Source organism: Burkholderia sp. AU33803 (genome assembly GCF_002223095.1).
GTDB lineage: Bacteria > Pseudomonadota > Gammaproteobacteria > Burkholderiales > Burkholderiaceae > Burkholderia.
In genome coordinates this window covers 291,864-318,840 of sequence record NZ_NKFJ01000005.1, presented here as the reverse complement: position 1 = coordinate 318,840, position 26,977 = coordinate 291,864, and the positions used below count along the sequence as shown (strand labels likewise).

General features: G+C 66.0%; 26 protein-coding genes. 15 read left to right on the top strand and 11 right to left on the bottom strand.

Annotation, left to right across the window (positions count from 1 at the left end):
* Position 1 precedes the first annotated feature (1 nt).
* Positions 2-2,839 carry an isoleucine--tRNA ligase gene (gene ileS / locus CFB41_RS13350; RefSeq protein ID WP_089456788.1) on the bottom strand — a complete coding sequence of 946 codons (2,838 nt, stop codon included), beginning with the start codon at positions 2,837-2,839 and terminating at the stop codon, positions 2-4.
* A 104-nt stretch (positions 2,840-2,943) separates the two neighbouring features.
* A complete protein-coding gene (locus tag CFB41_RS13345; protein WP_089440845.1) occupies positions 2,944-3,936 on the bottom strand; it encodes a bifunctional riboflavin kinase/FAD synthetase in 993 nt (330 codons plus the stop codon).
* Positions 3,937-4,058: 122 nt separating this feature from the next.
* Between CFB41_RS13345 and purN the strand changes: the two genes are divergently transcribed.
* From purN to nadC, 6 genes are all read left to right on the top strand, one after another.
* Positions 4,059-4,721 (top strand): phosphoribosylglycinamide formyltransferase, encoded by a 663-nt coding sequence (purN, locus tag CFB41_RS13340; protein WP_089456787.1) that lies wholly within the window; start codon positions 4,059-4,061, stop codon positions 4,719-4,721.
* Entirely contained in the window at positions 4,718-5,983 is a 1,266-nt protein-coding gene (locus CFB41_RS13335) for an RsmB/NOP family class I SAM-dependent RNA methyltransferase (RefSeq protein ID WP_089440843.1), read from the top strand. Before purN ends, CFB41_RS13335 begins: the two co-directional genes overlap by 4 nt.
* Before the next feature lie 18 nt (positions 5,984-6,001).
* A complete protein-coding gene (locus CFB41_RS13330; RefSeq protein ID WP_089456786.1) occupies positions 6,002-7,366 on the top strand; it encodes a mechanosensitive ion channel family protein in 1,365 nt (454 codons plus the stop codon).
* A gap of 221 nt (positions 7,367-7,587) precedes the next feature.
* Positions 7,588-8,781 (top strand): acyl-CoA desaturase, encoded by a 1,194-nt coding sequence (locus CFB41_RS13325; protein ID WP_089426146.1) that lies wholly within the window; start codon positions 7,588-7,590, stop codon positions 8,779-8,781.
* A 302-nt stretch (positions 8,782-9,083) separates the two neighbouring features.
* Positions 9,084-10,220 (top strand): quinolinate synthase NadA, encoded by a 1,137-nt coding sequence (gene nadA / locus CFB41_RS13320; RefSeq protein WP_071334971.1) that lies wholly within the window; start codon positions 9,084-9,086, stop codon positions 10,218-10,220.
* Positions 10,220-11,185 (top strand): carboxylating nicotinate-nucleotide diphosphorylase, encoded by a 966-nt coding sequence (gene nadC / locus CFB41_RS13315; RefSeq protein ID WP_256941019.1) that lies wholly within the window; start codon positions 10,220-10,222, stop codon positions 11,183-11,185. The genes nadA and nadC overlap by 1 nt, the downstream gene beginning before the upstream one ends.
* A 91-nt stretch (positions 11,186-11,276) precedes the next feature.
* On the opposite strand, the gene nadB is transcribed toward nadC, so the two are convergent.
* The 4 genes from nadB to radC all read right to left on the bottom strand — a co-directional run bounded on the left by nadB (position 11,277) and on the right by radC (position 14,453).
* A complete protein-coding gene (gene nadB, locus CFB41_RS13310) occupies positions 11,277-12,863 on the bottom strand; it encodes an L-aspartate oxidase (RefSeq protein ID WP_089440841.1) in 1,587 nt (528 codons plus the stop codon).
* A gap of 160 nt (positions 12,864-13,023) precedes the next feature.
* On the bottom strand, positions 13,024-13,191 hold the full coding sequence (gene rpmG, locus CFB41_RS13305; RefSeq protein WP_006478046.1) for a 50S ribosomal protein L33: 168 nt from the start codon (positions 13,189-13,191) through the stop codon (positions 13,024-13,026).
* Between the two features lie 17 nt (positions 13,192-13,208).
* Positions 13,209-13,442, bottom strand: coding sequence for a 50S ribosomal protein L28 (gene rpmB, locus CFB41_RS13300; protein WP_004186391.1), 234 nt, complete (start codon positions 13,440-13,442; stop codon positions 13,209-13,211).
* 237 nt (positions 13,443-13,679) lie between these two features.
* Complete coding sequence (gene radC, locus CFB41_RS13295; protein WP_089456785.1) at positions 13,680-14,453, bottom strand: DNA repair protein RadC; 774 nt, start codon at positions 14,451-14,453, stop codon at positions 13,680-13,682.
* 136 nt (positions 14,454-14,589) lie between these two features.
* Here radC and CFB41_RS13290 point away from each other — a divergent pair, with 136 nt between their 5' ends.
* The 8 genes from CFB41_RS13290 to CFB41_RS13255 all read left to right on the top strand — a co-directional run bounded on the left by CFB41_RS13290 (position 14,590) and on the right by CFB41_RS13255 (position 21,787).
* A complete protein-coding gene (locus tag CFB41_RS13290; protein ID WP_046544593.1) occupies positions 14,590-15,045 on the top strand; it encodes a peptidylprolyl isomerase in 456 nt (151 codons plus the stop codon).
* Between the two features lie 2 nt (positions 15,046-15,047).
* Entirely contained in the window at positions 15,048-16,028 is a 981-nt protein-coding gene (gene ispH, locus CFB41_RS13285) for a 4-hydroxy-3-methylbut-2-enyl diphosphate reductase (protein WP_006488968.1), read from the top strand.
* A 203-nt stretch (positions 16,029-16,231) separates the two neighbouring features.
* Positions 16,232-16,975, top strand: coding sequence for an amino acid-binding protein (locus CFB41_RS13280; protein WP_179250033.1), 744 nt, complete (start codon positions 16,232-16,234; stop codon positions 16,973-16,975).
* 211 nt (positions 16,976-17,186) lie between these two features.
* Positions 17,187-18,137 carry a branched-chain amino acid ABC transporter permease gene (locus CFB41_RS13275; protein ID WP_006488946.1) on the top strand — a complete coding sequence of 317 codons (951 nt, stop codon included), beginning with the start codon at positions 17,187-17,189 and terminating at the stop codon, positions 18,135-18,137.
* Positions 18,138-18,155: 18 nt separating this feature from the next.
* Positions 18,156-19,325: an ABC transporter ATP-binding protein gene (locus CFB41_RS13270; protein WP_089440838.1), complete on the top strand. Its 1,170-nt coding sequence runs from the start codon at positions 18,156-18,158 to the stop codon at positions 19,323-19,325.
* 24 nt (positions 19,326-19,349) lie between these two features.
* Positions 19,350-20,126 carry an ABC transporter ATP-binding protein gene (locus CFB41_RS13265; RefSeq protein WP_021160760.1) on the top strand — a complete coding sequence of 259 codons (777 nt, stop codon included), beginning with the start codon at positions 19,350-19,352 and terminating at the stop codon, positions 20,124-20,126.
* Entirely contained in the window at positions 20,126-20,842 is a 717-nt protein-coding gene (locus CFB41_RS13260) for an ABC transporter ATP-binding protein (protein WP_039368157.1), read from the top strand. The genes CFB41_RS13265 and CFB41_RS13260 overlap by 1 nt, the downstream gene beginning before the upstream one ends.
* Before the next feature lie 273 nt (positions 20,843-21,115).
* Positions 21,116-21,787, top strand: a complete 672-nt coding sequence (locus CFB41_RS13255; protein ID WP_089456783.1) for a DUF2278 family protein — start codon at positions 21,116-21,118, stop codon at positions 21,785-21,787.
* 24 nt (positions 21,788-21,811) lie between these two features.
* Here CFB41_RS13255 and CFB41_RS13250 read toward each other — a convergent pair whose 3' ends face one another.
* From CFB41_RS13250 to CFB41_RS13240, 3 genes are all read right to left on the bottom strand, one after another.
* Positions 21,812-22,267 (bottom strand): GNAT family acetyltransferase, encoded by a 456-nt coding sequence (locus CFB41_RS13250; RefSeq protein WP_089456782.1) that lies wholly within the window; start codon positions 22,265-22,267, stop codon positions 21,812-21,814.
* Positions 22,268-22,280: 13 nt separating this feature from the next.
* A complete protein-coding gene (locus CFB41_RS13245) occupies positions 22,281-23,465 on the bottom strand; it encodes an acetylornithine transaminase (RefSeq protein ID WP_089456781.1) in 1,185 nt (394 codons plus the stop codon).
* 293 nt (positions 23,466-23,758) lie between these two features.
* Positions 23,759-24,790 carry a CDP-6-deoxy-delta-3,4-glucoseen reductase gene (locus CFB41_RS13240; RefSeq protein WP_089456780.1) on the bottom strand — a complete coding sequence of 344 codons (1,032 nt, stop codon included), beginning with the start codon at positions 24,788-24,790 and terminating at the stop codon, positions 23,759-23,761.
* Positions 24,791-24,897: 107 nt separating this feature from the next.
* Here CFB41_RS13240 and CFB41_RS13235 point away from each other — a divergent pair, with 107 nt between their 5' ends.
* Complete coding sequence (locus tag CFB41_RS13235) at positions 24,898-25,935, top strand: NAD-dependent epimerase/dehydratase family protein (RefSeq protein ID WP_089456779.1); 1,038 nt, start codon at positions 24,898-24,900, stop codon at positions 25,933-25,935.
* Here CFB41_RS13235 and CFB41_RS13230 read toward each other — a convergent pair.
* Positions 25,918-26,103 (bottom strand): hypothetical protein, encoded by a 186-nt coding sequence (locus CFB41_RS13230; protein WP_011352938.1) that lies wholly within the window; start codon positions 26,101-26,103, stop codon positions 25,918-25,920. The two genes, CFB41_RS13235 and CFB41_RS13230, sit on opposite strands and share 18 nt — an antisense overlap.
* A gap of 105 nt (positions 26,104-26,208) precedes the next feature.
* Positions 26,209-26,925 carry a pseudouridine synthase gene (locus tag CFB41_RS13225; RefSeq protein WP_089456778.1) on the bottom strand — a complete coding sequence of 239 codons (717 nt, stop codon included), beginning with the start codon at positions 26,923-26,925 and terminating at the stop codon, positions 26,209-26,211.
* Positions 26,926-26,977 lie beyond the last annotated feature (52 nt).

The window sequence follows — 26,977 nt, the reverse complement described above, 5'->3', positions numbered from 1 at the left end:
GTTAAGCAGCGCTCCGGATTTCGCCGTTTTCGAACAGGTTGGAGAAGCAGCGGCCGCACAGCGTCGGATGATCGGCATGCGCGCCGACATCTTCACGGTAGTGCCAGCAGCGCTCGCACTTCTGGTACGTCGACGCAGCCACGTCGACGCTTTCCAGTGCTTCGTCGTCGACCTTGACGACCGTCGCCGCCGACGTGATCAGCACGAACTTCAGATCGTCACCGAGGCTCGTGAGCGCGTCGTAGCGTGCGCCGCTCGCGTGCACCGCGACTTCGGCCTGCAGCGACGAACCGATGCGGTTCGCGGTGCGTGCCTCCTCGAGCGCCTTCGTCACGTTGCCGCGCACCTCGCGCAGCAGCGCCCACTTCTCGATCAGCGCGGCCGAGCCGTCGACTTCCGGATACGCGTAGTAGGTTTCCGTGAAGATCGTGTCGCTGGCCGGCTGGAACACCTTCCACGCTTCTTCCGCCGTGAACGACAGGAACGGTGCGAGCACGCGCAGCAGGCCGTGCGTCAGGTGGTACAGCGCCGTCTGCGCCGAGCGGCGAGCACGCGAGTCGGCCGCGCTCGTGTACAGGCGGTCCTTCAGCACGTCGAGGTAGAAGCCGCCGAGATCTTCCGAGCAGTACGTCTGCAGCTTCGCGACGACCGGGTGGAATTCGTACTTCTCGTAGTGGCCGAGCAGCTCAGTCTGAAGCTGCTGCGAGAACGCGACCGCATAGCGGTCGATCTCGAGCCATTCGTCGACCGGCACGGCATGCTGCGCGAAGTCGAAGTCCGACAGGTTCGCGAGCAGGAAGCGCAGCGTGTTGCGGATGCGGCGATAGCCTTCGGTCACGCGCTTCAGGATTTCCTCGGAGATCGCGAGCTCGCCCGAGTAGTCGGTCGACGCGATCCACAGGCGGATGATTTCCGCGCCGAGACGGTTCGCGACTTCGTGCGGGTCGATGCCGTTGCCGAGCGACTTGCTCATCTTGCGGCCTTCGCCGTCGACCGTGAAGCCGTGCGTGAGCAGGCCCTTGTACGGCGCGCGGCCGTCGATCATCGACGCCGTGAGCAGCGACGAGTGGAACCAGCCGCGGTGCTGGTCCGAGCCTTCGAGGTAGAGGTCGGCCGGGAACTGCAGCTGATCCTTGTGCGAGCCGCGCAGCACGTGCCAGTGCGTCGTGCCCGAATCGAACCACACGTCGAGCGTGTCGCGGTTCTTTTCGTACAGGTTGGCGTCGTCGCCGATCAGCTCGCGCGGGTCGAGCGTCTGCCACGCCTCGATACCCGACTGCTCGACGCGCTTCGCGACTTCCTCGAGCAGTTCGAGCGTGCGCGGATGCAGCTCGCCGGTTTCCTTGTGCACGAAGAACGCCATCGGCACGCCCCACTGGCGCTGGCGCGACAGCGTCCAGTCAGGACGGTTCGCGATCATGCTGAACAGGCGCTGCTTGCCCCACGACGGGTAGAACGCGGTCGCGTCGATGCCTTCGAGCGCGGTTTCGCGCAGCGTCTTGCCGCCGTCGCGCGGCGTCACGTCCATCCCGGCGAACCACTGCGACGTCGCGCGGTAGATGATCGCGGTCTTGTGGCGCCAGCAGTGCATGTAGCTGTGCTTGTAGTGTTCGCTGCGCAGCAGCGAGCCGGCCGCGTTCAGCGCGTCGACGACCTTCGGGTTTGCGTCCCAGATCGACAGGCCGCCGAACAGGGGCAGCGATTCGATGTAGCGGCCGTCGCCCATCACCGGGTTGATGATGTCCGAGTCGGTCATCCCGTGCGCCTTGCAGGACACGAAGTCCTCGATACCGTACGCGGGCGACGAGTGCACGACGCCGGTACCCGTGTCGGTCGTCACGTAGTCGCCGAGGTACACGGGTGCGGTGCGCTTGTAGCCGGGGTGAGCCGACGCGAGCGGGTGGTGGAAGCGCAGGCCCGCGAGCTTCACGCCCGGCGCGGTCGCCACGACGCGGCCCGTCAGCTTGAAGTCGGTCATGCAGGCTTCGACGCGCTCTTGCGCGATGATCAGCAGCCCTCGCTCGGTGTCGACCAGTGCGTAGACGATTTCCGGATGGAGGTTCAGCGCCTGGTTCGCGGGGATCGTCCACGGCGTGGTGGTCCAGATCACGATGCCGCCTTCGGCGCGCGGCAGCGCCGGCAGGCCGAACGCCTGCGCGGTCTTTTCCGGTTCCGCGAACGCGAACATCACGTCGATCGTCGGATCGGTGCGGTCCTTGTACTCGACTTCCGCTTCCGCGAGCGCCGAGCCGCAGTCGAAGCACCAGTTCACCGGCTTCAGCCCGCGATACACGTAGCCCTTCTCGATGATCTTGCCGAGCGCGCGGAGCTCTTCCGCCTCGTTCACGAAGTTCATCGTCTTGTACGGGTTGGCCCAATCACCGAGCACGCCCAGACGCTTGAAGCCGACCTTCTGCTTCTCGATCTGCTCGGTCGCGTACGTGCGCGCCTTGCTCATCACTTCGGCCGCCGGCAGCGACTTGCCGAACTGCTTCTCGATCTGGATTTCGATCGGCATCCCGTGGCAATCCCAGCCCGGCACGTACGGCGCGTCGAAGCCGGCCATGTTGCGCGACTTGACGACGATGTCCTTCAGGATCTTGTTGACGGCGTGGCCGAGGTGGATGTCGCCGTTCGCATACGGCGGGCCGTCGTGCAGGATGAACTTCGGCCGGCCGGCGCTGGCCGCGCGGATCTTCTCGTAGATGCCGCGCTCTTCCCATTCCTTGACCCACTGCGGCTCGCGCTTGGGCAGGTCGCCGCGCATCGGGAACGGCGTGTCGAGCAGGTTGACCGGATACTTGGCCTGCGGTTTCGAATCGGCTTTCTTGTTGCTCATGATGGAATCGCTATCTCAATCTCGGGGGACGCGCGAGCGTCGTGAATCGGGGATGCGCGCGACTGGGCGGCGCGAGGGTGCGGCGCGGGGCGCCGCCGTCCGGATCAGCTAATTCGGTCGGTGGCCGACGTCGCGAAGCCCGTGGCGCGGCTGCCCGGCGCACGGTCGCGCTCGATGAAGTACGCACGCGCATTCGCGACGTCGAGTGCGATCGCGCGCGACAGCGTCTCGAGATCGTCGAATTTCGCCTCGTCGCGCAGCTTCTTCAGGAATTCGACGCGGATGAGCTTGCCATAGGCATCGCCGTGCCAGTCGAGCAGGTGGACTTCGAGCAGCACGCGGCCCGAATCGTCGACGGTCGGGCGCAGGCCGAGGCTCGCGACGCCCGGCAGCGGGGCGGGGCCGAGGCCGTGCACCTGCACGACGAAGATGCCCGCGAGCGCCGGCCGCTTGTGTGCGATCGGCAGGTTCAGCGTCGGAAAGCCGAGGTCGCGGCCGAGCTTCAGCCCGTGCGCGACGTGGCCGCTGATCGCATAGCCATGGCCGAGCGCCTGCGCGGCCGCATCGAGATCGCCGGCCGTGAGCGCGGCCCGCACGCCCGAGCTCGAGATGCGCGTGCCGTCGCTGCCGGCCACCGTACCCATCTGCTCGACCTCGAAGCCGTACTGCGCGCCGGCTGCCTGCAGCGTGTCGAAGGTGCCCGCGCGTTTCGCGCCGTAGCAGAAATCGTCGCCGACCATCATCCAGCGCGTGTGCAGCCCGTTCACCAGCGTGCGTTCGACGAACGCCTGCGGCGACTGGCTCGCGAACGTGTGGTTGAAATGCTCGACGACCACGCGGTCGACGCCGTGATCGCGCAGCGCCTCGAGCTTGTCGCGCAGCATCGCGATGCGCGGCGGCGCGCCGGCCGGGTTGAAGAATTCGCGCGGGTGCGGTTCGAACGTCATCACGCACACGGGCAGGCCGCGCGCGTCCGCTGCCGCGCGCACGCGCGCGAGCAGGGCCTGGTGGCCGCGATGGACACCGTCGAAGTTGCCGATCGTCAGCGCGCACGGGGCGCGGCTCTCGGCGTTGGGCAGGCCGCGGAAGACTTTCACGATAGCGGATGCAGCGTCGGGGAATGGGCGGTGGGATGCCGCAAAGCAAAAGATTATAAACGTTCGGGCGCGCGGGCGGCCGAGAAGGGGGGAAACGCGGGGGCGAATGGTAAAATTCGCGGATGAAAAAACTCGTGATCCTGATTTCCGGTCGCGGCAGCAACATGGAGGCCATCGTCCGCGCGTGCGCGCAGGAACGCTGGCCGGCCGAGATTGCGGCCGTGATCGCCAACCGGCCCGACGCGGCCGGCCTGGCATTTGCCGCGTCGCACGGGGTGGCGACGGCGGTGGTCGACCACCGGTCGTTCGACGGCCGCGACAGCTTCGATGCGGCGCTCGCCGCCGAGATCGACCGATTCGCGCCCGATCTCGTGGTCCTCGCCGGCTTCATGCGCATTCTCACGCCCACATTCGTCAGACGATACGAAGGCCGGCTGCTGAACATCCATCCGTCACTGCTGCCGAGCTTCAAGGGCATCCACACGCACCAGCAGGCGCTCGACGCGGGGGTCGCGCTGCATGGCGCGAGCGTGCATTTCGTGATTCCCGAGCTCGACAGCGGTGCGATCGTCGCGCAGGGCGCGGTGCCCGTGCGCGCGGGCGACGACGCGGCCGCGCTCGCGCAGCGTGTGCTGACGGTCGAGCATGTGCTGTATCCGCGCGCGGTGCGCTGGTTCATCGAGGGGCGTCTGCGCCTCGAGAACGGCCGTGCAGTGGTGGCGCCGGAAGAGGCGCGCTGGATTTTCGCGGATCAACCGCATACCGAAACGAGTGAGGGCGTATGAAACTGCACGGATTCCTGATCGGCCAGACCGAGACTTTGTTGGCCGAGGTGCTGAAGTTCGCCGGCCCCGCCGACGCGACGACGAGCCGGTTCTTCCGCGCGCATCCGAAGCTCGGGCATGCCGAGCGCGGCGTGATCGCCGAGGCCGTGTTCGCGGTGCTGCGCCGCAAGATGGAGTTTTCGCATCTCGCCGAGAGCGGCACGGGCACGCCCGCGCGGCGCCTCACGCTGCTCGGCCTGATGCAGACGGCTGGCCGCAATGCGCTGAAGCCGTTCCTGTCCGACACCGAGGCCGCATGGCTCGAGCACGTGTCGAAGATCGATCCGGCGAGCCTGCCGGTGCGCATCCGCACGAACCTGCCCGACTGGATCCACCAGGCCTTGTCGGCCCGGTTCGACGCCGACGAGCTCGCGCAGCTCGCGGCCGCGCTGAACTACCCGGCGCCGCTCGACCTGCGCGCCAACGTGCAGAAGGCCAGCCGTGACCAGGTCATCGACGGGCTGCGCGCGGAAGGCATCGATGCGGGCGCGACGCCGTTTTCCCCGTTCGGCGTGCGCGTGGTCGGCAAGCCGGCGCTGACGCGCCTGAGGCTGTTCGAGGAAGGCGCGATCGAGGTGCAGGACGAAGGCAGCCAACTGCTGTGTTCGCTGGTCGCGCCGCGCCGCGGCGAGATGGTCGTCGATTTCTGCGCGGGGGCGGGCGGCAAGACGCTCGCGCTGGGCGCGATGATGCGCTCGACCGGGCGCCTCTACGCGTTCGACGTGTCGGAGAAGCGCCTGGCGAAGCTGAAGCCGCGCCTCGCGCGCAGCGGCCTGTCGAACGTGAACCCCGTGCTGATCGACAGCGAACACGACGCGAAGATCAAGCGGCTCGCCGGCAAGATCGACCGTGTGCTGGTCGATGCGCCGTGCAGCGGCCTCGGCACGCTGCGCCGCAACCCGGACCTGAAGTGGCGCCAGACGCGCACCGCGATCGACGAGCTGACGCCGAAGCAGGCGTCGATCCTCGCGAGCGCCGCGCGCCTGGTGAAGAAGGGCGGCCGGCTCGTCTACGCGACCTGCAGCGTGCTCGACGCCGAGAACGAACGCATCGTCGAACAGTTCCTGGCCGACCATCCCGACTTCGTGCTGGTACCGGCGCAGAAGGTGCTGGACGACCAGCGCATCGAGCTCGAGACGGGCGACTACCTGTCGCTGTGGCCGCATCGCCACGCGACCGACGGCTTCTTCGCCGCGGTGCTCGAACGGCGCGCGGCGCAGTAACGGCGGGCTGGACGGACGATGGAGAATCTGCAGAGCCGCCTGCTGTCGCACCGGCTGGCATTGGTCATCCGCGATTTCCACCAGCCGGTGATGATCTGGCAGGCGGCGATCCTCATCGGCGCGCTGTGCTTCGCATGGGTGGCTGCGCGCTTCGTGCACGGCCGGATCGACGCGCGCCGCCGGGCGGCCGGACGTGCGCCCGGCGCGGGTGCGCAAAGCCTGAAGCGCGCGTTGTTCCCGCTGTTCGGCAGCGTGTTCGTGGGCGGCGCGCAGCTCGCGTTCGACCCGTTCATGTCGACGTCGCTGCTGTCGCTCGCGCTCGTGCCGTTGTTCGGCATCGGGCTGATCTACGTGCTGTTCTTCTTTGCGCGGCGCGTGTTCGCGCGCGACGGCCACACGCATGCATGGCTGTCGATCGTCGAGAAGATCGTGTCGACCGTCGTGTGGGCCGCGATGGTGTTGACCGTGCTCGGCATCCAGCGTGACGTGCTCGGCTGGCTCGACAGCGTGCAGTTCCGGGTCGCCAATGCGCATCTCACGCTGCTGTCGGTGATCTCCGGCGCGCTGTGGGTGTGCGTGACGCTGATGGTCGCGATGTGGCTCGGCTCGGTGCTCGAGGATCGCCTCACGCGCGCGAGCACGCTCGACGCGAACCTGAAGGTCGTGCTGTCGCGGGTCGGCCGCGCGCTGCTCGTGTTCGCGGCGATCCTGATCGGGCTGTCGCTGGTCGGCATCGACGTGACCGTGCTCGGCGTGTTCGGAGGCGCGGTGGGTGTCGGCCTCGGTTTCGGGCTGCAGAAGATCGCCAGCAACTACGTGTCGGGCTTCATCATCCTGCTCGACCGCTCGCTGCGGCTCGGCGACGCGATCAGCGTCGGCGGCTTGCAGGGCGTCGTCACGCAGATCCGCACGCGCTACACGGTCGTGCGCGGCCTCGACGGCAACGAGACGCTGATCCCGAACGAAAAGCTGATCACCGACGTCGTGCAGAACCAGTCGTCGTACCTGACGCGCGGCTACGCGAAGGTCGCCGTGCAGGTCGCGTACACGAGCGACGTCGAGCACGCGCTCACGCTGCTCGCCGAGGCGGCCAAGGGTGTGCCGCGCGTGCTGGCGGAGCCTGCTCCGACCCCGTATCTGGTGAGCTTCGGGGCGGACGGAATCGACCTGGAGCTCGGTTTCTGGATCGAGGATTCGGCGAAAGGCACGTCCGGCGTGCGTTCGAGCGTGAACCGGAACATCTGGCGCCTGTTCAGCGAGCACGGGATTTCGATTCCGTTCCCGCAGCGCGAAGTGCGCGTCGTCGGGATGCCCGACGCCTTTCCCGCCACGGGTGTGACGGCCGGCAACGGCGCCGTGGACGGGCACGCACCGGCGGCATGACGCGCACCGGTCTGCAATCGTATCGACCCCGCGGCCGGAACCGGATCGCGCGCCTTTCCCAGTCCGCCCATGGACTGGGTTTGTTGCGTCATGGCAAGAAAATGTTCATTTTTTACAAAGACTTGGAACGGTTGAAGTAAAATTCTGGTCTACACGCGGTATGCTTTCATTTTTCTGACGCTCGGCGCGTGCCGACGTCGCTCTCATCACAGGTAACTGCCTTGTTGAATTCCCTGCTCGATTTTCTTTCCCACGGGCTCCTGCATTTTTCGTGGTGGCAGGTCGCGCTGTTCGCGCTCGCCGTCACGCACGTCACGATCATCGGCGTGACGGTCTACCTGCACCGCTGCCAGGCGCACCGCGCGCTTGAGCTGCATCCGATCGCGAGCCACTTCTTCCGCCTCTGGCTGTGGATGACGACCGGCATGCTGACCGGCCAGTGGGCCGCGATTCACCGCAAGCACCACGCGAAGTGCGAGACCGAGGAAGATCCGCACAGCCCGCAGACGCGCGGCATCTGGAAGGTGTTCCTCGAAGGCGCCGAGCTGTATCGCGCGGAAGCGAAGAACGAAGAGACGATGCGCAAGTTCGGTCACGGCACGCCGAGCGACTGGGTCGAGCGCAATGTCTATTCGAAGTACCCGATTCTCGGCATCAGCCTGATGATGGTGATCGACGTCGCGCTGTTCGGCGTGATCGGCCTGACCGTGTGGGCCGTGCAGATGGTCTGGATTCCGTTCTGGGCGGCTGGCGTCGTCAACGGCTTCGGTCACTTCTGGGGCTATCGCAACTTCAACTCGGCCGACGCGAGCACGAACCTGTTCCCGTGGGGCATCGTGATCGGCGGCGAAGAACTGCACAACAACCACCACACGTTCGCGACGTCGGCGAAGCTGTCGAACAAGTGGTACGAGTTCGACATCGGCTGGATGTACATCCGCATCATGTCGGCGTTCGGTCTCGCGAAGGTGAAGAAGGTCGCGCCCACGCCGCGCCTGAACAAGCCGAAGACGGTGCTCGACCAGGAGACGCTGCAGGCCGTGCTGTCGAACCGCTACGAAGTGATGGCGCGCTACGGCAAGGCCGTGAAGCGTGCGTACCGCCAGGAGCTTGCGCACCTGAAGGAAATCGGCGGCGAGAAGTACCAGATGATGCGCGGCGCGCGCAAGTGGTTCCACAAGGACGCCGACGGCCTCGACGAGCCGCAGAAGAAGCTGCTGCCGGAAATCTTCGCGAACAGCCAGAAGCTGCAAACGTACTTCCAGCTGCGCCAGGATCTTGCCGCGATCTGGGATCGTTCGACGGCATCGCGCGAACAGCTTCTCGCGCAATTGCAGGATTGGTGCCATCGCGCAGAACAAAGCGGCATCAAGGCGCTGCAGGAATTTGCGACACGCCTGCGCCGCTACGCCTGATTCGAAATCGATTAGAATCTAAGGACGTCAAAAACCCCGCGTTGGCGGGGTTTTTTATTTGGTCCGCCGGTTTTTGAATGGTGATTGGCAGGGCCGGATTGGTATGAGGCTTGGGGCAACGTGGACGTTGCTCCGGGGCGAACGCAGGGGATGGGATCGGAGTGGGCGCTAAGGCACTAACTCTGATCGACCGCGAAGCATGGGACCCGAGTAAGCGCTAAAGCGCTAACTCGGGTCGACCGCGAAGCATGGGACCAGCGTAAGCGCTAAAGCGCTAACGCTGGTCGACAGGAGATATGGAGATGCAATCGACGATCAAACCCGTCGAGTACGACCGGCCCGTTGCAGCAGGGACCGTATGCGGCGTGGGGCAGGCCTGGGCCAAGGTGCCCGATGCACCGTCCGCCGAAGAGCGGGCCGCGCTGAAAGCGCGCATCAAGGCATTGCTCGTGCGCGAAAAGGCCGTGCTGGTCGCGCACTACTACGTCGACGCCGAGTTGCAGGAACTCGCCGACGAAACCGGCGGCTGTGTCGCCGATTCGCTCGAAATGGCCCGCTTCGGCCGTGACCACGACGCGCAGACGCTGGTCGTCGCCGGCGTGCGCTTCATGGGCGAAACCGCGAAGATCCTGAGCCCGAACAAACGCATCCTGATGCCCGATCTCGACGCGACTTGCTCGCTCGACCTCGGCTGCCCCGTCGACGAATTCTCGGCGTTCTGCGATGCGCATCCCGACCGCACCGTCGTCGTCTACGCGAATACCAGCGCCGCCGTGAAGGCGCGCGCGGACTGGATGGTCACGTCGTCGATCGGCCTCGAGATCGTGGCTGACCTGCACGCACGTGGCGAGAAGATCATCTGGGCGCCGGATCGCCATCTCGGCAGCTACATCCAGAAGAAAACCGGCGCGGACATGCTGCTGTGGCAAGGCTCGTGCCTCGTTCACGACGAATTCAAGGGCATCGAGCTCGATCTGCTGCGCGCCGAGTATCCGGACGCGAAGGTGCTCGTCCACCCGGAATCGCCGGAAAACGTCGTCGCGCAGGCCGATGTGGTCGGCTCGACCACGCAACTGATCGACGCGGCGGTCAAGCTCGACGCGACGCACTTCATCGTCGCGACCGATCTCGGCATCCTGCACAAGATGCAGCTTGCGGCGCCCGGCAAGACCTTCATCGCCGCACCGACGGCCGGCAACAGCGCCACCTGCAAGAGCTGCGCGCACTGCCCGTGGATGGCGATGAACGGCCTCGCGAACCTCGCCGACGTGCTCGAACGCGGCCACAACGAGATCTTCGTCGATCCCGCGATCGGCGAGCGCGCACGCCTGCCGATCGACCGGATGCTCGATTTCGCAGCCGCGCACAAGAAGCGCGTGCAGGCGAGCGGCGATCTGCAGCGCGATCAGCAATTGTTTGCGAACGTGGGGGCTGCGTAATGAATAGCCCCCACGCTCACATTCGTTCGCTGGCCCCCGAGGGGGCGGCCACCTTCCTTGGGGGCGGCCCGGCGGAAGGCGGCGCGAACTCCGCAGTATCCCCGCTGTTCAACATCGTCCGCGAGCAATACGGCGCGGCATTCGACGATGCGATCGCGCGCAACGTGGCCGATGCGATCGCGGAAGACGTCGGCAGCGGCGACCAGACCGGGCGGCTCGTACCGGCCGGCGGACGTCGCCGTGCACGCATCATCGTGCGCGAGGAAGCCGTGCTGTGCGGCGTGCCGTGGTTCGAGGCCGTGATTGCCCAGATCGATCCGGCGATCGTCGTGCAGTGGCGTTATCGCGAAGGCGATCGTATGTCGCCCGATTCGACCGTCTGCGAACTCGAAGGGCCGGCGCGCGCGCTGCTGACGGCTGAGCGCAACGGGCTGAACTTCCTGCAATTGCTGTCGGGCGTCGCGACCGCGACGCGTCGTTACGTCGATCGCGTCGAAGGCACGCGCGCGAAGATCCTCGATACGCGCAAGACGCTGCCGGGCCTGCGGCTCGCGCAAAAGTATGCGGTGCGCGTCGGCGGCGGCGAGAACCAGCGTCTCGCGCTGTATGACGGCATCCTGATCAAGGAAAACCACATCGCGGCGGCAGGCGGTGTCGGCGAGGCGCTCGACGCGGCGTTCGCGCTGGACTCGGGCGTGCCCGTGCAGGTCGAAGTCGAGACGCTTGCACAACTCGATACGGCGCTCGCACATCGCGCGCAGTCGGTGCTGCTCGACAACTTCACGCTCGACATGATGCGTGAAGCGGTGCGCGTGGCGAACGGCAAGGCCGTGCTCGAAGTGTCGGGCGGCGTCAATTTCGATACGGTGCGCGCGTTCGCGGAAACGGGGGTCGATCGCATCTCGATCGGCGCGCTGACGAAGGACGTGCGCGCGACGGACTATTCGATGCGGATCGTCGACTGACCGAACGCGTTCGATCAGACAAAAAAGCCGTTGGCGCGCAAACGCCAACGGCTTTTTTCCTGTGCGGCCGCAGCCGGGAAGGTCGTGCCGCTCAGCGACGCGCGCGCGGGGTGAGCACGCTCGGCAGCGCCTTCGGCAGCGAGTTCGGCCAGTCGCGGCTGTAGTGCAGCCCGCGGCTTTCGCGGCGCGAGTGCGCGCTCTTCACGATCAGCGTCGCCACGTCGACGAGGTTGCGCAGTTCGAGCAGGTCGCGCGTCACGCGGAAGTTCGCGTAGTACTCCTGGATCTCGTCGCGCAGCAGCGACAGCCGGTGCTTCGCGCGTTCGAGGCGCTTGTCGGTGCGCACGATGCCGACGTAGTTCCACATCAGGCGGCGCAGCTCGTCCCAGTTGTGCGCAACGACGACTTCCTCGTCCGCATCCGACACGCGGCTTTCGTCCCACGCGGGCAGCGAAGCCGGCGTTTCGGCATCGAAGCCCGCAGCTTCGATCGCCTCGGCCGCCGCGCGGCCGATCACGAGGCATTCGAGCAGCGAGTTGCTCGCGAGCCGGTTCGCGCCGTGAAGCCCCGTGTACGACGTTTCGCCGACCGCATACAGGCCCGCGAGATCGGTGCGCCCGGCGAGGTCGGTGACGACGCCGCCGCACGTGTAGTGCGCGGCCGGCACGACCGGAATCGGCTCTTTCGCGATGTCGATGCCGAATTCGAGGCAGCGCGCGTGGATCGTCGGGAAGTGTTCGCGCAGGAACGCTTCCGGCTGGTGGCTGATGTCGAGATACACGCAGTCGATCCCGCGCTTCTTGATCTCGAAGTCGATCGCGCGCGCGACGATGTCGCGTGGCGCGAGTTCCGCGCGCGGATCGTGCGCGGGCATGAAGCGCGTGCCGTCGGGCAGCTTCAGCAGGCCGCCTTCGCCGCGTACGGCTTCGGAAATCAGGAACGATTTCGCATACGGATGGAACAGGCAGGTCGGGTGGAACTGGATGAATTCCATGTTCGACACGCGGCAACCTGCGCGCCACGCCATCGCGATGCCGTCGCCGGTCGCGGTGTCGGGGTTCGTCGTGTACAGGTAGACCTTGCCGGCGCCGCCCGTGGCGAGCACCGTATGCGGCGCCTCGATCGTGATCGTGCGGTCGTTGTCGACGTCGAGCGCGTACAGGCCGTGACAGCGGCGGCCGGGCAGGCCGAGCCGATCCGACGTGATCAGGTCGATCGCGTGGTGGTTTTCGAAGAACGTGATGTTCGGATGCTGACGTGCACGCGCCGACAGCGTGGCGAGCACCGCATGGCCGGTCGCGTCGGCCGCGTGGATGATCCGGCGGTGGCTATGGCCGCCTTCACGCGTGAGGTGGAAGCCGAGCTCGGCCGCGTCGTCCTTCGTGAACGGCACGCCCTGCGAGATCAGCCATTCGATCGCTTCGCGGCCGTGTTCGACGATATAGCGCGTCGCGCCTTCGTCGCACAAGCCGCCACCGGCGACCAGCGTGTCGTCGACGTGGTTCTCGATGCTGTCCGCCGAATCGAGGACTGCGGCGATGCCGCCTTGCGCGTTATCGCTCGCGCCCTCCATCATCGACCGTTTCGCGATCAGCGCGACACGTCGCGTGCTGGCCAGGTTGAGTGCGACCGACAGCCCTGCCAGGCCGCTGCCGACGATCGCCACGTCGAATTTCATGCTGCATCTCCATCGTTACGCTTTTGATCTTGTGCGTTCCGGCAGCCGTGGCCGCGGAAAGGGGAGAGCATACCGCGTCGCGCCGGAGCGTGCGCGCAAAACAAAAAGCCCCGCATGTGCGGGGCTTTTCGGTCGCCGTCAGGCTAGCAGAAACCGGAGATTACTTGATCTTGGTTTCTTTGTATTCCACATGCTTGCGGACGACGGGATCGAACTTCTTGATCGCCATCTTTTCCGGCATGTTGCGCTTGTTCTTCGTGGTCGTGTAGAAGTGACCCGTACCAGCGGTCGACTCAAGCTTGATCTTGTCGCGTGCGCCTTTTGCCATGATTGTGCTCCTTGGGCTTAGGCTTCGCCGCGTGCGCGCAGGTCAGCGAGCACGGAATCGATGCCGTTCTTGTCGATCAGGCGCAGGCCGGCGTTCGAGACGCGCAGGCGCACCCAGCGGTTTTCGCTCTCTACCCAGAACCGGCGGTTTTGCAGGTTCGGCAGGAAGCGGCGCTTCGTCTTGTTGTTGGCGTGGGAAACGTTGTTGCCGCTCATCGGCGCTTTCCCAGTTACTTGGCATACGCGTGCCATGAGAGCACTCCTAATACGCTAAATTCGGGGTTCGATCGCCGATGAAGGTTCCATCGTACCGCCACGTGATCCATGGCTGCACTCAGAACGCCGAAGCCCTTACAGACAAGGCCCTTCGATGGCTAGAACTGGTTGGAAAAAAGACAGACGGCGATTCTAGCAGAAAAAGTTCAGAAAAATCAAACCTAATTTCGCATCGCCGTTGCGGCGCCGTTGGGCGGGCCGCAACCGCACAGTCTACATCCAACCGGCCCGTGCGAACGAAAAAGTATCACTGGTGCCGATCACGACGTGATCGAGCAGCCTGACATCGACGAGCGCGAGCGCGTCGTGCAGCACGCGGGTCAGGCGGCGATCTTCCGCGCTCGGCTGCACGGCGCCCGACGGATGGTTGTGGGCGACGATCAGTGCCGCGGCGTTGTATGCCATCGCGCGGCGCACGATCTCGCGCGGGTAGACCGCCATGCGCGTCAGCGAGCCGCGCGTGATTTCCTCCATGTCGATCAGGCCGTGGCGCGCGTCGAGGTAGACCGCGGCGAACACTTCGTACGGACGCGCGCCGATCTTCAGCCGCAGATAGTCCTCGACCGCGCGGGGTGAGTCGATCGGCATCTTCTCGTGCGCTTTCTCCTTGAGCATGCGACGCGCGATCTCGATGACGGCAACCAGCCGCGCGGCGCGCGCGGGGCCGATGCCGGGGTGCGCCTCGAAATCGCCGGTGGTTGCCTCGAGCAGTCCGTGCAACGACTTGAACTGCTTGACCAGTGCGCGGGCGGTGGTGAACACATCGTGCCCGGGCTTGCCCGTGCCGAGCAGCAGGGCGACCAGTTCGTCGTCGGTCAGCGCCGCCGGCCCGCGCTCCAGCAATCGCTCGCGTGGCCGCTCGGGCCGCCAGCCGCGCAGGCGGTGCTTGCGCCGGTGGATCGGGATGACACGGCCGGGCGGATCGGCCGGCAGATCGGTGCTGTCGCGGCATTCGGCGGGCGGCAAGGCTGGGCAGGGTGACAGCATGCTTGAAACTCCATTGGCGGCGGGGCAGTGTGCGCGACGTCGTCGCACTTTCCGCCTTGCGCGCTCAGGTGACTTACAATATTGGTTTTGCGCCGGGCCTTTCGGCCGTATCGGGCGCCGACTGAACGAGTAATTCATGAGCCTCATCGATCTATCCGAAGTGAAGCCCGGTTCCCACGTCACACTGCATTACCGGCTGGCACTCGCCGACGGCGCCGATATCGTCAACACCTTCACCGACAAGCCGGCCACGCTGCTGCTCGGCGCGGGGCAACTGGCGCCGTCGCTGGAACAGATTCTGATCGGCCTCAGGGTCGGCGACCATTCGACTTTTCAGCTAGCCCCCGAACAGGGGTTCGGTCCCCGGAATCCCGACATGCTCCAGCGCGTGACGCTGTCGACGCTGCGCGAGAACGGGATGGTCGGCGACGATTTCACGCCGGGCGAACTGATCGAGTTCAACGCGCCGGACGGCGGCCGATACGCGGGGGTGCTGAAGGAAGTCAGCGAAACCTCGGCACTGTTCGACTTCAATCATCCGCTCGCGGGCCAAGCGCTCACGTTCGAAGTGAAAATCATCGGAATCCTGTAATCATGAGCACCACCGATACGCTGTCCGGGCAGACCGTCGCCGCCGATGCCGAAATCCTGCTGGCCCAGCCGCGCGGTTTCTGCGCGGGCGTCGATCGCGCGATCGAGATCGTCGAGCGCGCCATCGCGATGCACGGTGCGCCGATCTATGTTCGTCACGAGATCGTCCACAACAAGTACGTGGTCGAGGATCTGAAGAAGAAAGGCGCGATCTTCGTCGAGGAGCTCGAGGAAGTGCCGGCCGGCAATACCGTGATCTTCAGCGCGCACGGCGTGTCGAAGGCCGTGCGCGACGAGGCCGACGTGCGCGGGTTGCGCATTTACGACGCAACCTGCCCGCTCGTCACGAAGGTGCACGTCGAAGTGGCGAAGATGCGCCAGGACGGCGTCGACATCGTCATGATCGGGCACAAGGGCCATCCGGAAGTCGAAGGCACGATGGGGCAGGTCGAGCGCGGCATGCATCTCGTCGAGAGCGTCGAGGACGTGCAGAAGCTCGAGCTCGCCGATCCCGAACGCATCGCGCTCGTCACGCAGACGACGCTGTCCGTCGACGACGCGGCCGAGATCATCGGCGCGTTGAAGGCGAAGTATCCGAAGATCCGCGAGCCGAAGAAGCAGGACATCTGCTACGCGACGCAGAACCGCCAGGATGCCGTGAAGTTCATGGCGCCGCAGTGCGATGTCGTGATCGTCGTCGGCAGCCCGAACAGCTCGAATTCGAGCCGCCTGCGTGAAGTGGCCGAGAAGCGCGGCGTGGCCGCCTACATGGTCGATGCACCCGACCAGATCGATCCGGCATGGGTCGCGGGCAAGCGCCGCATCGGCGTGACGGCCGGCGCGTCGGCTCCCGAAGTGCTCGCCCAGGCCGTGATCGCGCGGCTGCGCGAACTCGGTGTGCGCAATGTGCGCGCGCTCGACGGCATCGAGGAAAACGTGTCGTTTCCGCTGCCGCGCGGGTTGAACCTGCCGCCCGCCGCCTGATTGCCGCATTGCACCCGCGGAACACCGAAGCGCGCCTGACGGCGCGCTTTTTTTTGCCTGTCGAATTCGCAATCGCAACCAATATTCGGATGAATGGTGCAACCGGGTTGCTCTGCGTGCTTTCAAGCGTCTCTCAAAATTGGTTGCAATGCAGGAAAACCCCATCGAATCAGGATTATTGGCGTCCTATAAATGGAGTTACAATGCGCCCGTTTTCAGGCCTGAATGGCTTTGAAATCGGATTTTGGCAAGGCGCGGGAGACCACTCAATGCATGTGAAGTTGGCTTACGCCATGTCCGTCGCCGCACCGGTTGCAATGCTTGCCGGCTGCAGCAAAAAGAGCGACGACGAGGCGGGGAGGGAGGCTGCGGTGTTCGCGGCACCGCCGGCCAGCGGCGTGCGCGTCGCCGGAACCGGTCGTGCGGCACCCTTTGCGGGCCGCATCGCGCAATTGGGCAAGGACAAGGAAAACGGGGCACGTTTGGCGATCGAGGAAATCAACGCGCTTGGCCTGGCGAACGGCCAGGCAGCGGGCACGCAGGGTGCAGCACAGCAGGCCGCCGGTCATGGCGTGACAGCGACCGTGCGCGCCGATCGACGCAGGCCGGCCCGGGTGCCCGGCGATGCGGGCAGCGTGCCGATGTCGCCGGTCCCCTTTCATTTCGATTCGACGAAACAGCGCGTTGCCGCGAGCAATGATGTCGCGGCGCGTGGCCTGGTTCGTACGATGGATTCCGACGTAGTCCTGACGAATGTCGGGCGCGGCGTTCGCGGTGCCTTGCGAGGCAGCGCGGCACGGAATCCGATCCGCCCGGGTGCGGGGCTCGCCTCGCACCGGACGGGAAAAGGCACGGATGCCGGGCAACCGGACGATGGCCGTCTCGGCATGCTGCCCTACGACTTCAAGGAGGCCACGAACACCGTCCTCGATGTCGTGACGATTTAGCGACGGGACTCATGACGGCACCGGAACAGTGCGGTGCCGTTTTTGTATCCGCTCCGGCGGCAGGTCCGGCCGTACAGGCCGGGCGGCGCGCGCCGGGACGATCCACCCTTACCGGTATCGACTAGTACCCGCAGTGTCGCCGAGAAGGCGCGATTCCTCGCTTACCCGCGGGGCGCAACGTCCTCCGGCAGCACGGGCCAAGGAGCTTTAAATGGATATTTTCGTCCAGCAGGTTCTCAACGGGCTGGTGCTCGGCAGTGTCTACGCCATCATCGCGTTGGGCTACACGATGGTGTACGGCATTCTCGGCATCATCAACTTCGCGCACGGCGACGTGCTGATGATCGGCGCGATGGTCGCCCTGTCGGCCATCACCGTGCTGCAGAACCATTTCCCCGGACTCGGCAACGTCGCGACGCTGACGATCGGCCTGGGCATCGCCGCAGTCGTCTGTGCATTCGTCGGCTTCACGATCGAACGGGTCGCCTACCGGCCGCTGCGTCGCGCACCGCGCCTCGCCCCGCTGATCACCGCGATCGGCGTGTCGATCCTGCTGCAGACCGCCGCGATGATCATCTGGTCGCGCAACCCGCTGCCGTTCCCGCAATTGCTGCCGACCGATCCGATCAACGTGATCAAGGCCACCGACACGACGCCGGGCGCCGTGATCTCGGTGACTGAAATCGTGATCATCGCGGTCGCGTTCATCGTGATGGGCGGCCTGCTGCTGCTCGTGCACAAGACCAAGCTCGGCCGCGCGATGCGCGCGATCGCCGAAAGCCCGAACACCGCGAGCCTGATGGGCGTGAACCCGAACTTCGTGATCTCCGCGACGTTCATGATCGGCTCCGCGCTCGCCGCGCTGGCCGGCGTGATGATCGCATCCGAATACGGCAACGTGCACTTCTACATGGGCTTCATCCCCGGCATGAAGGCGTTCACGGCCGCGGTGCTGGGCGGGATCGGCAACCTCGGCGGTGCGATGGTCGGCGGCGTGCTGCTCGGCCTGATCGAGCAGCTCGGGGCCGGCTACATCGGCAACCTCACGGGCGGCGTATTCGGCAGTAACTACCAGGACGTGTTCGCCTTCATCGTGCTGATCATCGTGCTGGTGTTCCGTCCGTCCGGCCTGCTGGGCGAACGTGTCGCGGATCGCGCGTAACGGAAGGGAGCAAACAACATGACATCCATTCAACCGATCGAATCCTCGACGTCGCTCGTCGAAGAGCGCAACACCACCAAGACGGTCATCATCGGCCTCCTGACCGCGGTCTTCGTGATCGCCGCGCCGATCATCATCGGCTCGGCCGGCGGCAACTACTGGGTCCGCGTGCTCGACTTCGCGATGCTGTACGTGATGCTCGCGCTGGGCCTGAACGTGGTGGTCGGCTTTGCCGGCCTGCTCGACCTGGGTTACATCGCGTTCTACGCGGTAGGTGCATACACGGCGGCATTGTTGAGCTCGCCGCACCTGAGCTCGCAATTCGAGTGGATCGCGGCGCTCGCGCCGAACGGGCTGCACATCCCGTTCCTGATCATCGTGCCGATCGCGATGGCGCTGGCGGCGACCTTCGGGATCCTGCTCGGCGCGCCGACGCTGCGCCTGCGCGGCGACTACCTGGCGATCGTGACGCTCGGCTTCGGTGAAATCGTCCGGATCTTCATGAACAACCTCGACCGTCCGGTGAACATCACCAACGGCCCGAAGGGGATCACGGGCATCGATCCGGTGCACATCGGCGACTTCAGCCTCGCGCAGACGCACTCGCTGTTCGGGATCCAGCTGCCGTCGGTCTACATGTACTACTACCTGTTCGTGCTGTGCTCGCTGCTGGTGATCTGGGTGTGTACGCGCCTGCAGCACTCGCGTATCGGCCGCGCATGGGCGGCGATCCGCGAAGACGAGATCGCGGCGAAGGCGATGGGCATCAACACCCGCAACGTGAAGCTGCTCGCGTTCGCGATGGGTGCGTCGTTCGGCGGCCTGTCGGGTGCGATGTTCGGTTCGTTCCAGGGCTTCGTGTCGCCGGAATCGTTCACGTTCTGGGAATCGATCGTCGTGCTGGCCTGCGTGGTGCTCGGCGGCATGGGCCACATCCCGGGCGTGATCCTGGGCGCGGTGCTGCTCGCGATCTTCCCGGAATTCCTGCGCTCGACGATGAGCCCGCTGCAGCACGCGCTGTTCGGCCACGACGTCGTCGATACGGAAGTGATCCGTCAGGCGCTGTACGGCCTCGCGATGGTGGTCATCATGCTGTACCGCTCGGAAGGCCTGTGGCCCGCACCGAAGCATGAGGACAAGATCGCGAAACTGGCGAAGCGCAACAGCAAGAAGCCGGTTCGTGCTTAATCGACGGACACTGGGGATATACACATGAGCGACAAACAAATCCGACTGTCCGTCAAAGGCGTGAACAAGCGCTTCGGTGGCCTGCAGGCGCTGTCCGACGTCGGCCTCGAAATCAAGGAAGGCGAGATCTACGGCCTGATCGGCCCGAACGGCGCCGGCAAGACGACGTTCTTCAACGTGATCACGGGCCTCTACACGCCGGACTCCGGCGAGTTCAAGCTCGACGGCTCGGAATACAAGCCGACCGCGGTGCATCAGGTCGCGAAGACGGGCATTGCGCGCACGTTCCAGAACATCCGCCTGTTCGGCGGGATGACGGCGCTCGAGAACGTGATGGTGGGCCGCCACGTGCGCACCAAGCACGGGCTGCTCGGCGCGGTGTTCCAGACGCCGGCCGAACGCCAGGAAGAGCGCGAGATCAAGGAGCGCGCGATCGAGCTGCTCGAATACGTCGGCGTGCTGCAGTACGCGGACTACACGTCGCGCAACCTGTCGTACGGCCACCAGCGCCGTCTCGAGATCGCGCGCGCACTGGCCACCGACCCGAAGCTGCTCGCGCTCGACGAGCCGGCGGCCGGGATGAACGCGACCGAGAAGGTCGAACTCACGCGCCTGCTCGACAAGATCCGCTCGGACGGCCGCACGATTCTCCTGATCGAGCACGACGTGAAGCTCGTGATGGGGCTGTGCAACCGGATGACGGTGCTCGATTACGGCAAGGTGATCGCCGAGGGTCTGCCGCAGGACGTGCAGAAGAATCCGAAGGTGATTGAGGCATATCTCGGCGCAGGGGTGCACTGATGGCAGCGGCAATGTTGAAAATCAAGGGCTTGCAGGTCAACTACGGCGGCATCCAGGCCGTCAAGGGCGTTGACATGGAAGTCCGTCAGGGCGAGCTCGTGACGCTGATCGGCGCGAACGGCGCGGGCAAGACCACGACGATGAAGGCGATCACCGGTCTGAAGGCGTATTCGGCCGGCGACATCGAGTACGAGGGCAAGTCGATCAAGGGCATCCCGACGCACGAGCTGCTCAAGCGCGGCCTCGCGATGGTGCCGGAAGGCCGCGGGATCTTCGCGCGGATGTCGATCGTCGAGAACATGCAGATGGGCGCGTACCTGCGCAACGACAGCGAGCAGATCAAGAAGGACGTCGACCGCATGTTCGGCTTCTTCCCGCGCCTGAAGGAGCGGGCGACGCAGCTCGCGGGCACGCTGTCGGGCGGGGAGCAGCAGATGCTGGCGATGTCGCGCGCGATCCTGTCGAAGCCGAAGCTGCTGCTGCTCGACGAGCCGTCGATGGGCCTGTCGCCGATCATGGTCGAGAAGATCTTCGAAGTGGTGCGTGAAATCTCGAAGGAGGGCATCACGGTGCTGCTCGTCGAGCAGAACGCGCGCCTCGCGCTGCAGGCGGCCGACCGTGGTTACGTGATGGATTCGGGCACGGTCACGATGGAAGGCGATGCGAAGCAGATGCTCGACGATCCGAAGGTGCGGGCTGCGTACCTGGGTGAATGAGTGAGTGAATGAGCGGGCCCGGTGGCGCGCGACGGCAGATGCCGGCCGCGTCGCACACGGGCTTTCGAAAAGCTGTCACGGGAAACCGTGACAGCTTTTTTTTCGTGTCATGCGATTCCGGTCGAACTTGTGTGGGCGGGCGCGACTCCATTCGACTGTTGCGCCGCGCACGCGGCGCGGGAACGATGGGGGCGGCCGCTCGTTGCCGGTCGCCTGCAAACCGACACATGGGCCGTGTAGCATCGGCGGCCCATCGGCACACGGAGAGCGCGCATGAGTCTGGACTACGGTTTCGTGAAGGCGAAGGTGACATCGGTGGCGAAGCTGAAGGGCTCGCCGCATGGCAGCGAGATCCAGTACCACATCCACCTGACGCTGGCGTTGCCCGGCGGCGACTGGGACGTCGCGATCAACGTCGGCACCAACGACGCGGACGACTTGCTGAACTACAAGCTCGTCTACGATTTCCACCACCCGATCACGCAGACGCTCGCGGCCGCGGCCGAAGGCTATACGGACCTGACGGGGCAGGCAGCGTTGCCCGCGCTCGACTACCTGCGCAGCGACATCCTGAACGAAACGGGCGCATGGCGCCCGAGCGCCGTGATGGACGGCACGGAGAATCAGGAGCCGATCCCGTCGCTGCTGCGGCTGGTGAACGCCGCGCAGTCGCAGGGGCTCGACGTCGTCGTGTTCGGCCGCACGTATTCGGAAGGCAACGGCATCCACGACACGCACATGAACCAGGGGTCGACCGGCTCGAACTACCTGCATCGCGCGGGCGACGACCACAACGATCACAACGACATCTGGCAGGACGGCGCGCTGATCGTGCGCGTGAGCGAGTCGCAGTGGGCCGCGTATTTCGCCGCGTTCGAGCAGCAGGCCGTGCCGACCGACGCGCTCGGCAATCCGCTGCCGGGCGCGGGGCCGATCACGCGCTGACGTAGGGGGCTGCCGGCCTCTGCTTCACGCGGCCGGCAGTGTCTTGCCGAACGAGATGCGTTCCTCGACACGATAGCCGAGCGCCGCGTAGAAGCGGCATGCATCGTCGTTGCCGGGCAGCACCTGCAGGTTGATCTTCAGGCAGCCGCGCGCGGCGAGCGCGCGTTCCGCGTGCGCGATCAGTGCGCGGCCGATGCCGAGCCGGCGTGCGTCGTTCGATACGCCGAACGAGTAGAGCCAGCCGCGATGCCCGTCGAAACCCGCCATCAGCGTGCCGACCACGCGTGCGCGGCTGGTCGCGACGAAGAACAGCTCCGGCTGCGTCGCGAGCTTCAGCTCGATCGATCGCAGCGGATCGCGGTGCGGCGGCGCATCCGCGTCTTCGTACTGCGGGAACGCGTCGCGCCATACCGCGAGCACGGCATCGGTGTCGGCGCGTTCGAACGGGCGGACTGCGACAGCATCGGCGGCGGCATCCATCGCGGTGGTCTCCTTAGAGCGTGTCGAGGACCGACCGCAGCATCGCCATCATCTGGTCGATTTCCTCGGTCGTCACGTTCAGTGCGGGCATGAAGCGCAGCAGGTTCGGCCGCGCGGCGTTCAGCAGCAGGCCGTCGGGCTGCATGTCGCGCGCCTTCTCGACGATCTGCGGGCCGATGTCCTTGCCGAGCAGCAGCGCGCGCAGCAGGCCTTCGCCGCGTTCGCCTTCGAAGCCGCGCTCTTCCGACAACTCGAGCAGCTTGCGCTTCAGGTATTCGCTGCGTGCACGCACACCTTCGAGGAAGCCCGGTGCGACGAGCTGCGAGATCACCGAATAGCCGACCGCCGTCATCAGCGGGTTGCCGTTGTACGTGCCGCCCTGGTCGCCGGCCTCGAACACCGCGAACTCGGCCTTCGACAGCAGCGCGCCGAGCGGGGCGCCGCCGCCGATGCCTTTCGCGAGCGTCATGACGTCCGGCTCGATGCCGGACAGCTCGTACGCGAACAGCGTGCCTGCGCGGCCGCAGCCGCTTTGCACTTCGTCGACGATCAGCAGCAGGTCGTGCTGCTTCGTCAGCGCGCGCAGCGCCTGCATGAATTCACGCGTGGCCGGAATCACGCCGCCTTCGCCCTGGATCGGCTCGAGCATCACGGCGACGGTCTTCTCGGTGATCAGCTTCTCGACCGAGTTGATGTCGTTCAGCTCGGCCTTCGGGAAGCCCGGCACCTGCGGCGCGTAGATCGTGTCCCAGCCCGGCTTGCCGCTGGCCGACATCGTCGCGAGCGTGCGGCCGTGGAAGCTGTGGTCGAACGTGATGATCTCGTACGCGCCGTTCTTGAACTTGCGGCCCCACTTGCGCGCGAGCTTGATCGCGCCTTCGTTCGCTTCCGCGCCGCTGTTCGTGAAGAACACCTTGTCGAACACGCTGTGCTGCGTGAGCAGGCCCGCGAGCTTCGCCATCGGTTCGTTGTAGAACGCGGGCGACGGGTTCAGCAGCTTTTCCGCCTGCGTCTTCAGCGCGTCGACGATGCCTTCGTTGCAATGGCCGAGGCTGTTGACGGCCCAGCCCTGGATGAAGTCGAGATAGCGCTTGCCCGTGTGATCGTAGAGCCACGAACCCTTGCCGTGCGTAAACACGATGTCGGGGCGGTTCGTGATGTACATCAGCGAGTCGATCGGATAATCGTTCAGGGGCATGGCAGCAGACTCCAGCGGACGTTGAAAGGGAAACAGGCAATAAAAAAGCCACGGAAGGCCGTGGCTGGTGGGTCGAACAGCTTGTGCGTAACCGGTGAAGCAGTGTGCGGGTTACGCGCGAGTCCGTGACGAGCCTGCGGCATCCGGGCGGAGCGGCGAGCGGCGACGTCGAAGGGCGGACAGGAAGCAGTTCATGTGCGCAAGCATAAGGCATCCCGCGCGTCACTGTAAACCGCCGCGATGCCACGGATGTGACATCGCGGCGCGCAGTGCCGCACGTGGGTGCGCGGGCCTCAGACCGGATGCGCGAGATCGGCGGCGCTCGTGAACGAGTCCGCGTAGAACTCCTCGGCCGGCAGCGCGTGGTGCTGCGTGAAGTCGCGCTGCGCGGATTCGACCATCACCGGCGCGCCGCATGCATACACCTGGTAGCCCGACAGGTCGGGCAGATCCTCGATCACCGCGCGATGGACGAAGCCGGTGCGGCCCGTCCACTGATCGCCGGCGTCCGGCTCGGAGAGCACCGGCACGTACTTGAAGTTCGGGATCTCGCGTGCCCACTGCTCGGCCAGTTCGCCGAGGTAGATGTCCTTCTTGCGGCGTGCGCCCCAGTAGAGCGTCATCGGGCGCGTGATGCCCGTGTGCTTCACGTGCTCGATGATCGCCTTGATCGGCGCGAAGCCGGTGCCCGATGCGAGCAGCACGATCGGCTTGTCGGAATCCTCGCGCAGGAAGAACGTGCCGAGCGGGCCTTCGAAGCGCAGGATGTCGCGCTCCTTCATCGCGCCGAACACGTGGTCGGTGAACTTGCCGCCCGGCATGTGGCGGATGTGCAGCTCGACCGGGCCTTCCTCGTGCGGCGCGCTCGCCATCGAGTAGCTGCGGCGCGAGCCGTCCTTCAGGATGAACTCGACGTACTGGCCCGCGAGATACTGCAGGCGTTCGTTGGCGGGGAGCTGCAGCTTCACGACCATCACGTCGTCGGCCTTGCGCTCGAGCGCGGCGATCCGGCACGGCAGCTTCTTGACCTGCACGCCGTCGACGCCGGCGATTTCACGCACGTCGATTTCGAGATCGCACTGCGCCTTCGAGCAGCACAGCAGCGCGAGGCCGCGGGTGCGTTCGTCGTTGGACAGCGCCGACGCGGCATGCGGGCCCTGTTCGATCTGGCCCGACACGATCTGGCCCTTGCAGGAGCCGCACGCGCCGTTCTTGCAGCCGTACGGCAGATGGACGTTCTGGCGCAGCGCGGCCGCCAGCACGGTTTCATCCGACTCGACCTGGAATTGCCGGCCGCTTTGCTTGAGAGTGACGTTGAATGCCATAGAACCAAACTAGAACAAAATGGGGGGACCGTGCATGTCGGGCACGGCAGCTACAATGCAAACCCGTTGCGCGTCGCGCAACGGTGGCTACTGATTTCGCAACCAACATGATCGCGACTCGAATCCTGCGCCGGCCGCGCGCACTGATCGTCGGCTGCGGCGACGTCGGCATGCGCTGCGTCGCGCAATGGCGCGACACGCGCCGCAACCTGCGGATCTTCGCGCTGACGAGCCATCCGGCCCGTCGCGACGAACTGCGCGCCGCGGGCGCAACACCGATCGTCGGCGACCTCGATCGCCGGGCGACGCTTGGCCGCCTCGCGGGTCTTGCCCGCACGATCCTGCATCTCGCACCGCCGCAGTCCGATGGCCGCGACGACCGGCGCACGCGTGCGCTGATCGCCGCAACGACCGTGCCTGCGCGGCGGCCGCCGGTGCCGCCGGCCTCGGCGGTCGGCCGGCTCCGAACGCTGCGCACCGCGGCCCGACAGGCCGGCGCGCCCGTTCGGGCAGCGCGTATTGTACCCGACGGCCTTCGTGCGCCGAGGCTCGTCTACGCCAGTACGACGGGCGTTTACGGCGATTGCGGCGGCGCACGTATCGACGAGACGCAGCCGCTGCGCCCCGCGAATCCGCGCGCATTTCGCCGCGTGTCGGCCGAGCGGCAGTTGCGTGCGGCGACGGTGCGCGGCGTGCTGTCCGCGCGCGTCGTGCGGATTCCCGGGATCTATGCGGCCAACCGTCTGCCGGTCGCGCGGCTCGAGCGCGGTACGCCGGCGCTCGAAGCGGCCGACGACGTCTACACGAACCACATCCACGCGGACGATCTCGCGGCGATCCTGCGCCGTGCGGCCGAACGCGGCAAGCCGGCGCGCGCCGTACACGCGTCGGACGACAGCGAACTGCGGATGGGGGAGTATTTCGACCGGGTCGCGCAGGTGCTCGGCCTGCCGAGGCCGCCGCGCGTGAGCCGCGCGGACGCCGAGCGTCAGCTCGAACCGACACTGCTGTCGTTCATGCGCGAGTCGCGGCGCCTGTCCAACGCACGGCTCAAGGCCGAATTGTGCGTGACGTTGCGCTATCCGACCGTAGACGATTTCCTTCAAACGCTCGCGCCGGGCAGCGCGTCAGGTGAGCGCCGGTAACGCCTCGATCAGCAGGAAGCACAGCAACGCGCCGATCAGTGCGCCAATCAGGTTCGGATGATATTTGTGCTTCATGTGCATCGCGGCCAGCAGCCCGCCGATCACGATGACACCGATGACCGCGAACGCGATCATCACGTACGACAGTTCGAAAGTATGGTTGTTCATGACGTCTCCCCTGCATCGCTGCTCGTACAGCTTGTGATTTCAGTATAGCGGGGGAACACGCGGCAGAGATGCGGCCGGACGTCGAACGGTCGTGCGGATTTTCCCTTACAGGGTTTTGACGGTATTGCGCAGCGCCGCAAGGTCGGCGTCATCGAGCCAGCGCCACGCGCCGGGCGCGAGGTCGCCCGGCAGCGTGAAGCCGCCGATGCTTTCGCGATGCAGCGCTTCGACGCGATTGCTCGCCGCCGCGACCATCCGTTTGACCTGATGATACTTGCCTTCCAGGACGGTCAGCGCGAGTGCGTGCGGGGCGCGCGCGTCGGCGGCGACCGCCGCGATCGGCTTCGGCTCGCCGTGCAACTGCACGCCGGTGCGCAGCGTGTCGAGCTGCGTGTCGTCGAGCGGGTGGCGCACGGTCGCCACGTAGGTCTTCGGTACCTTGCGTTTCGGCGACGTGTACGCGTGCACGAACTGGCCGTCGTCGGACAGCAGCAGCAGGCCCGTCGTGTCCTGGTCGAGACGCCCGACGCACTGCACGCCGCGCGCGACGAGCGGCGCAGGCAGCAGGCTGAACACGCTCGCGTGGTGTTGCGGGTCGCGCGAACACTCGTAGCCGGCCGGCTTGTTGAGTGCGAGATAGGCGCGTGCGTGGAACGGCCACGCCGTATCGTCGACCGAGAACACGAGGCCGTCGGTATCGAACGCGGCGTCGGGGTCGGTCGCGCGGGCGCCCGCCACGGTGACGCGGCCCGCTTCGATCAGGCCGCGGCACTGGCGGCGCGAGCCGAAGCCCTGGGTGTAGAGAATGCTTTCGAGATCCATAGCGCGCGCATTCTATCAAGCGACGGCGCGCGACCGGCATGAACGCGCATGC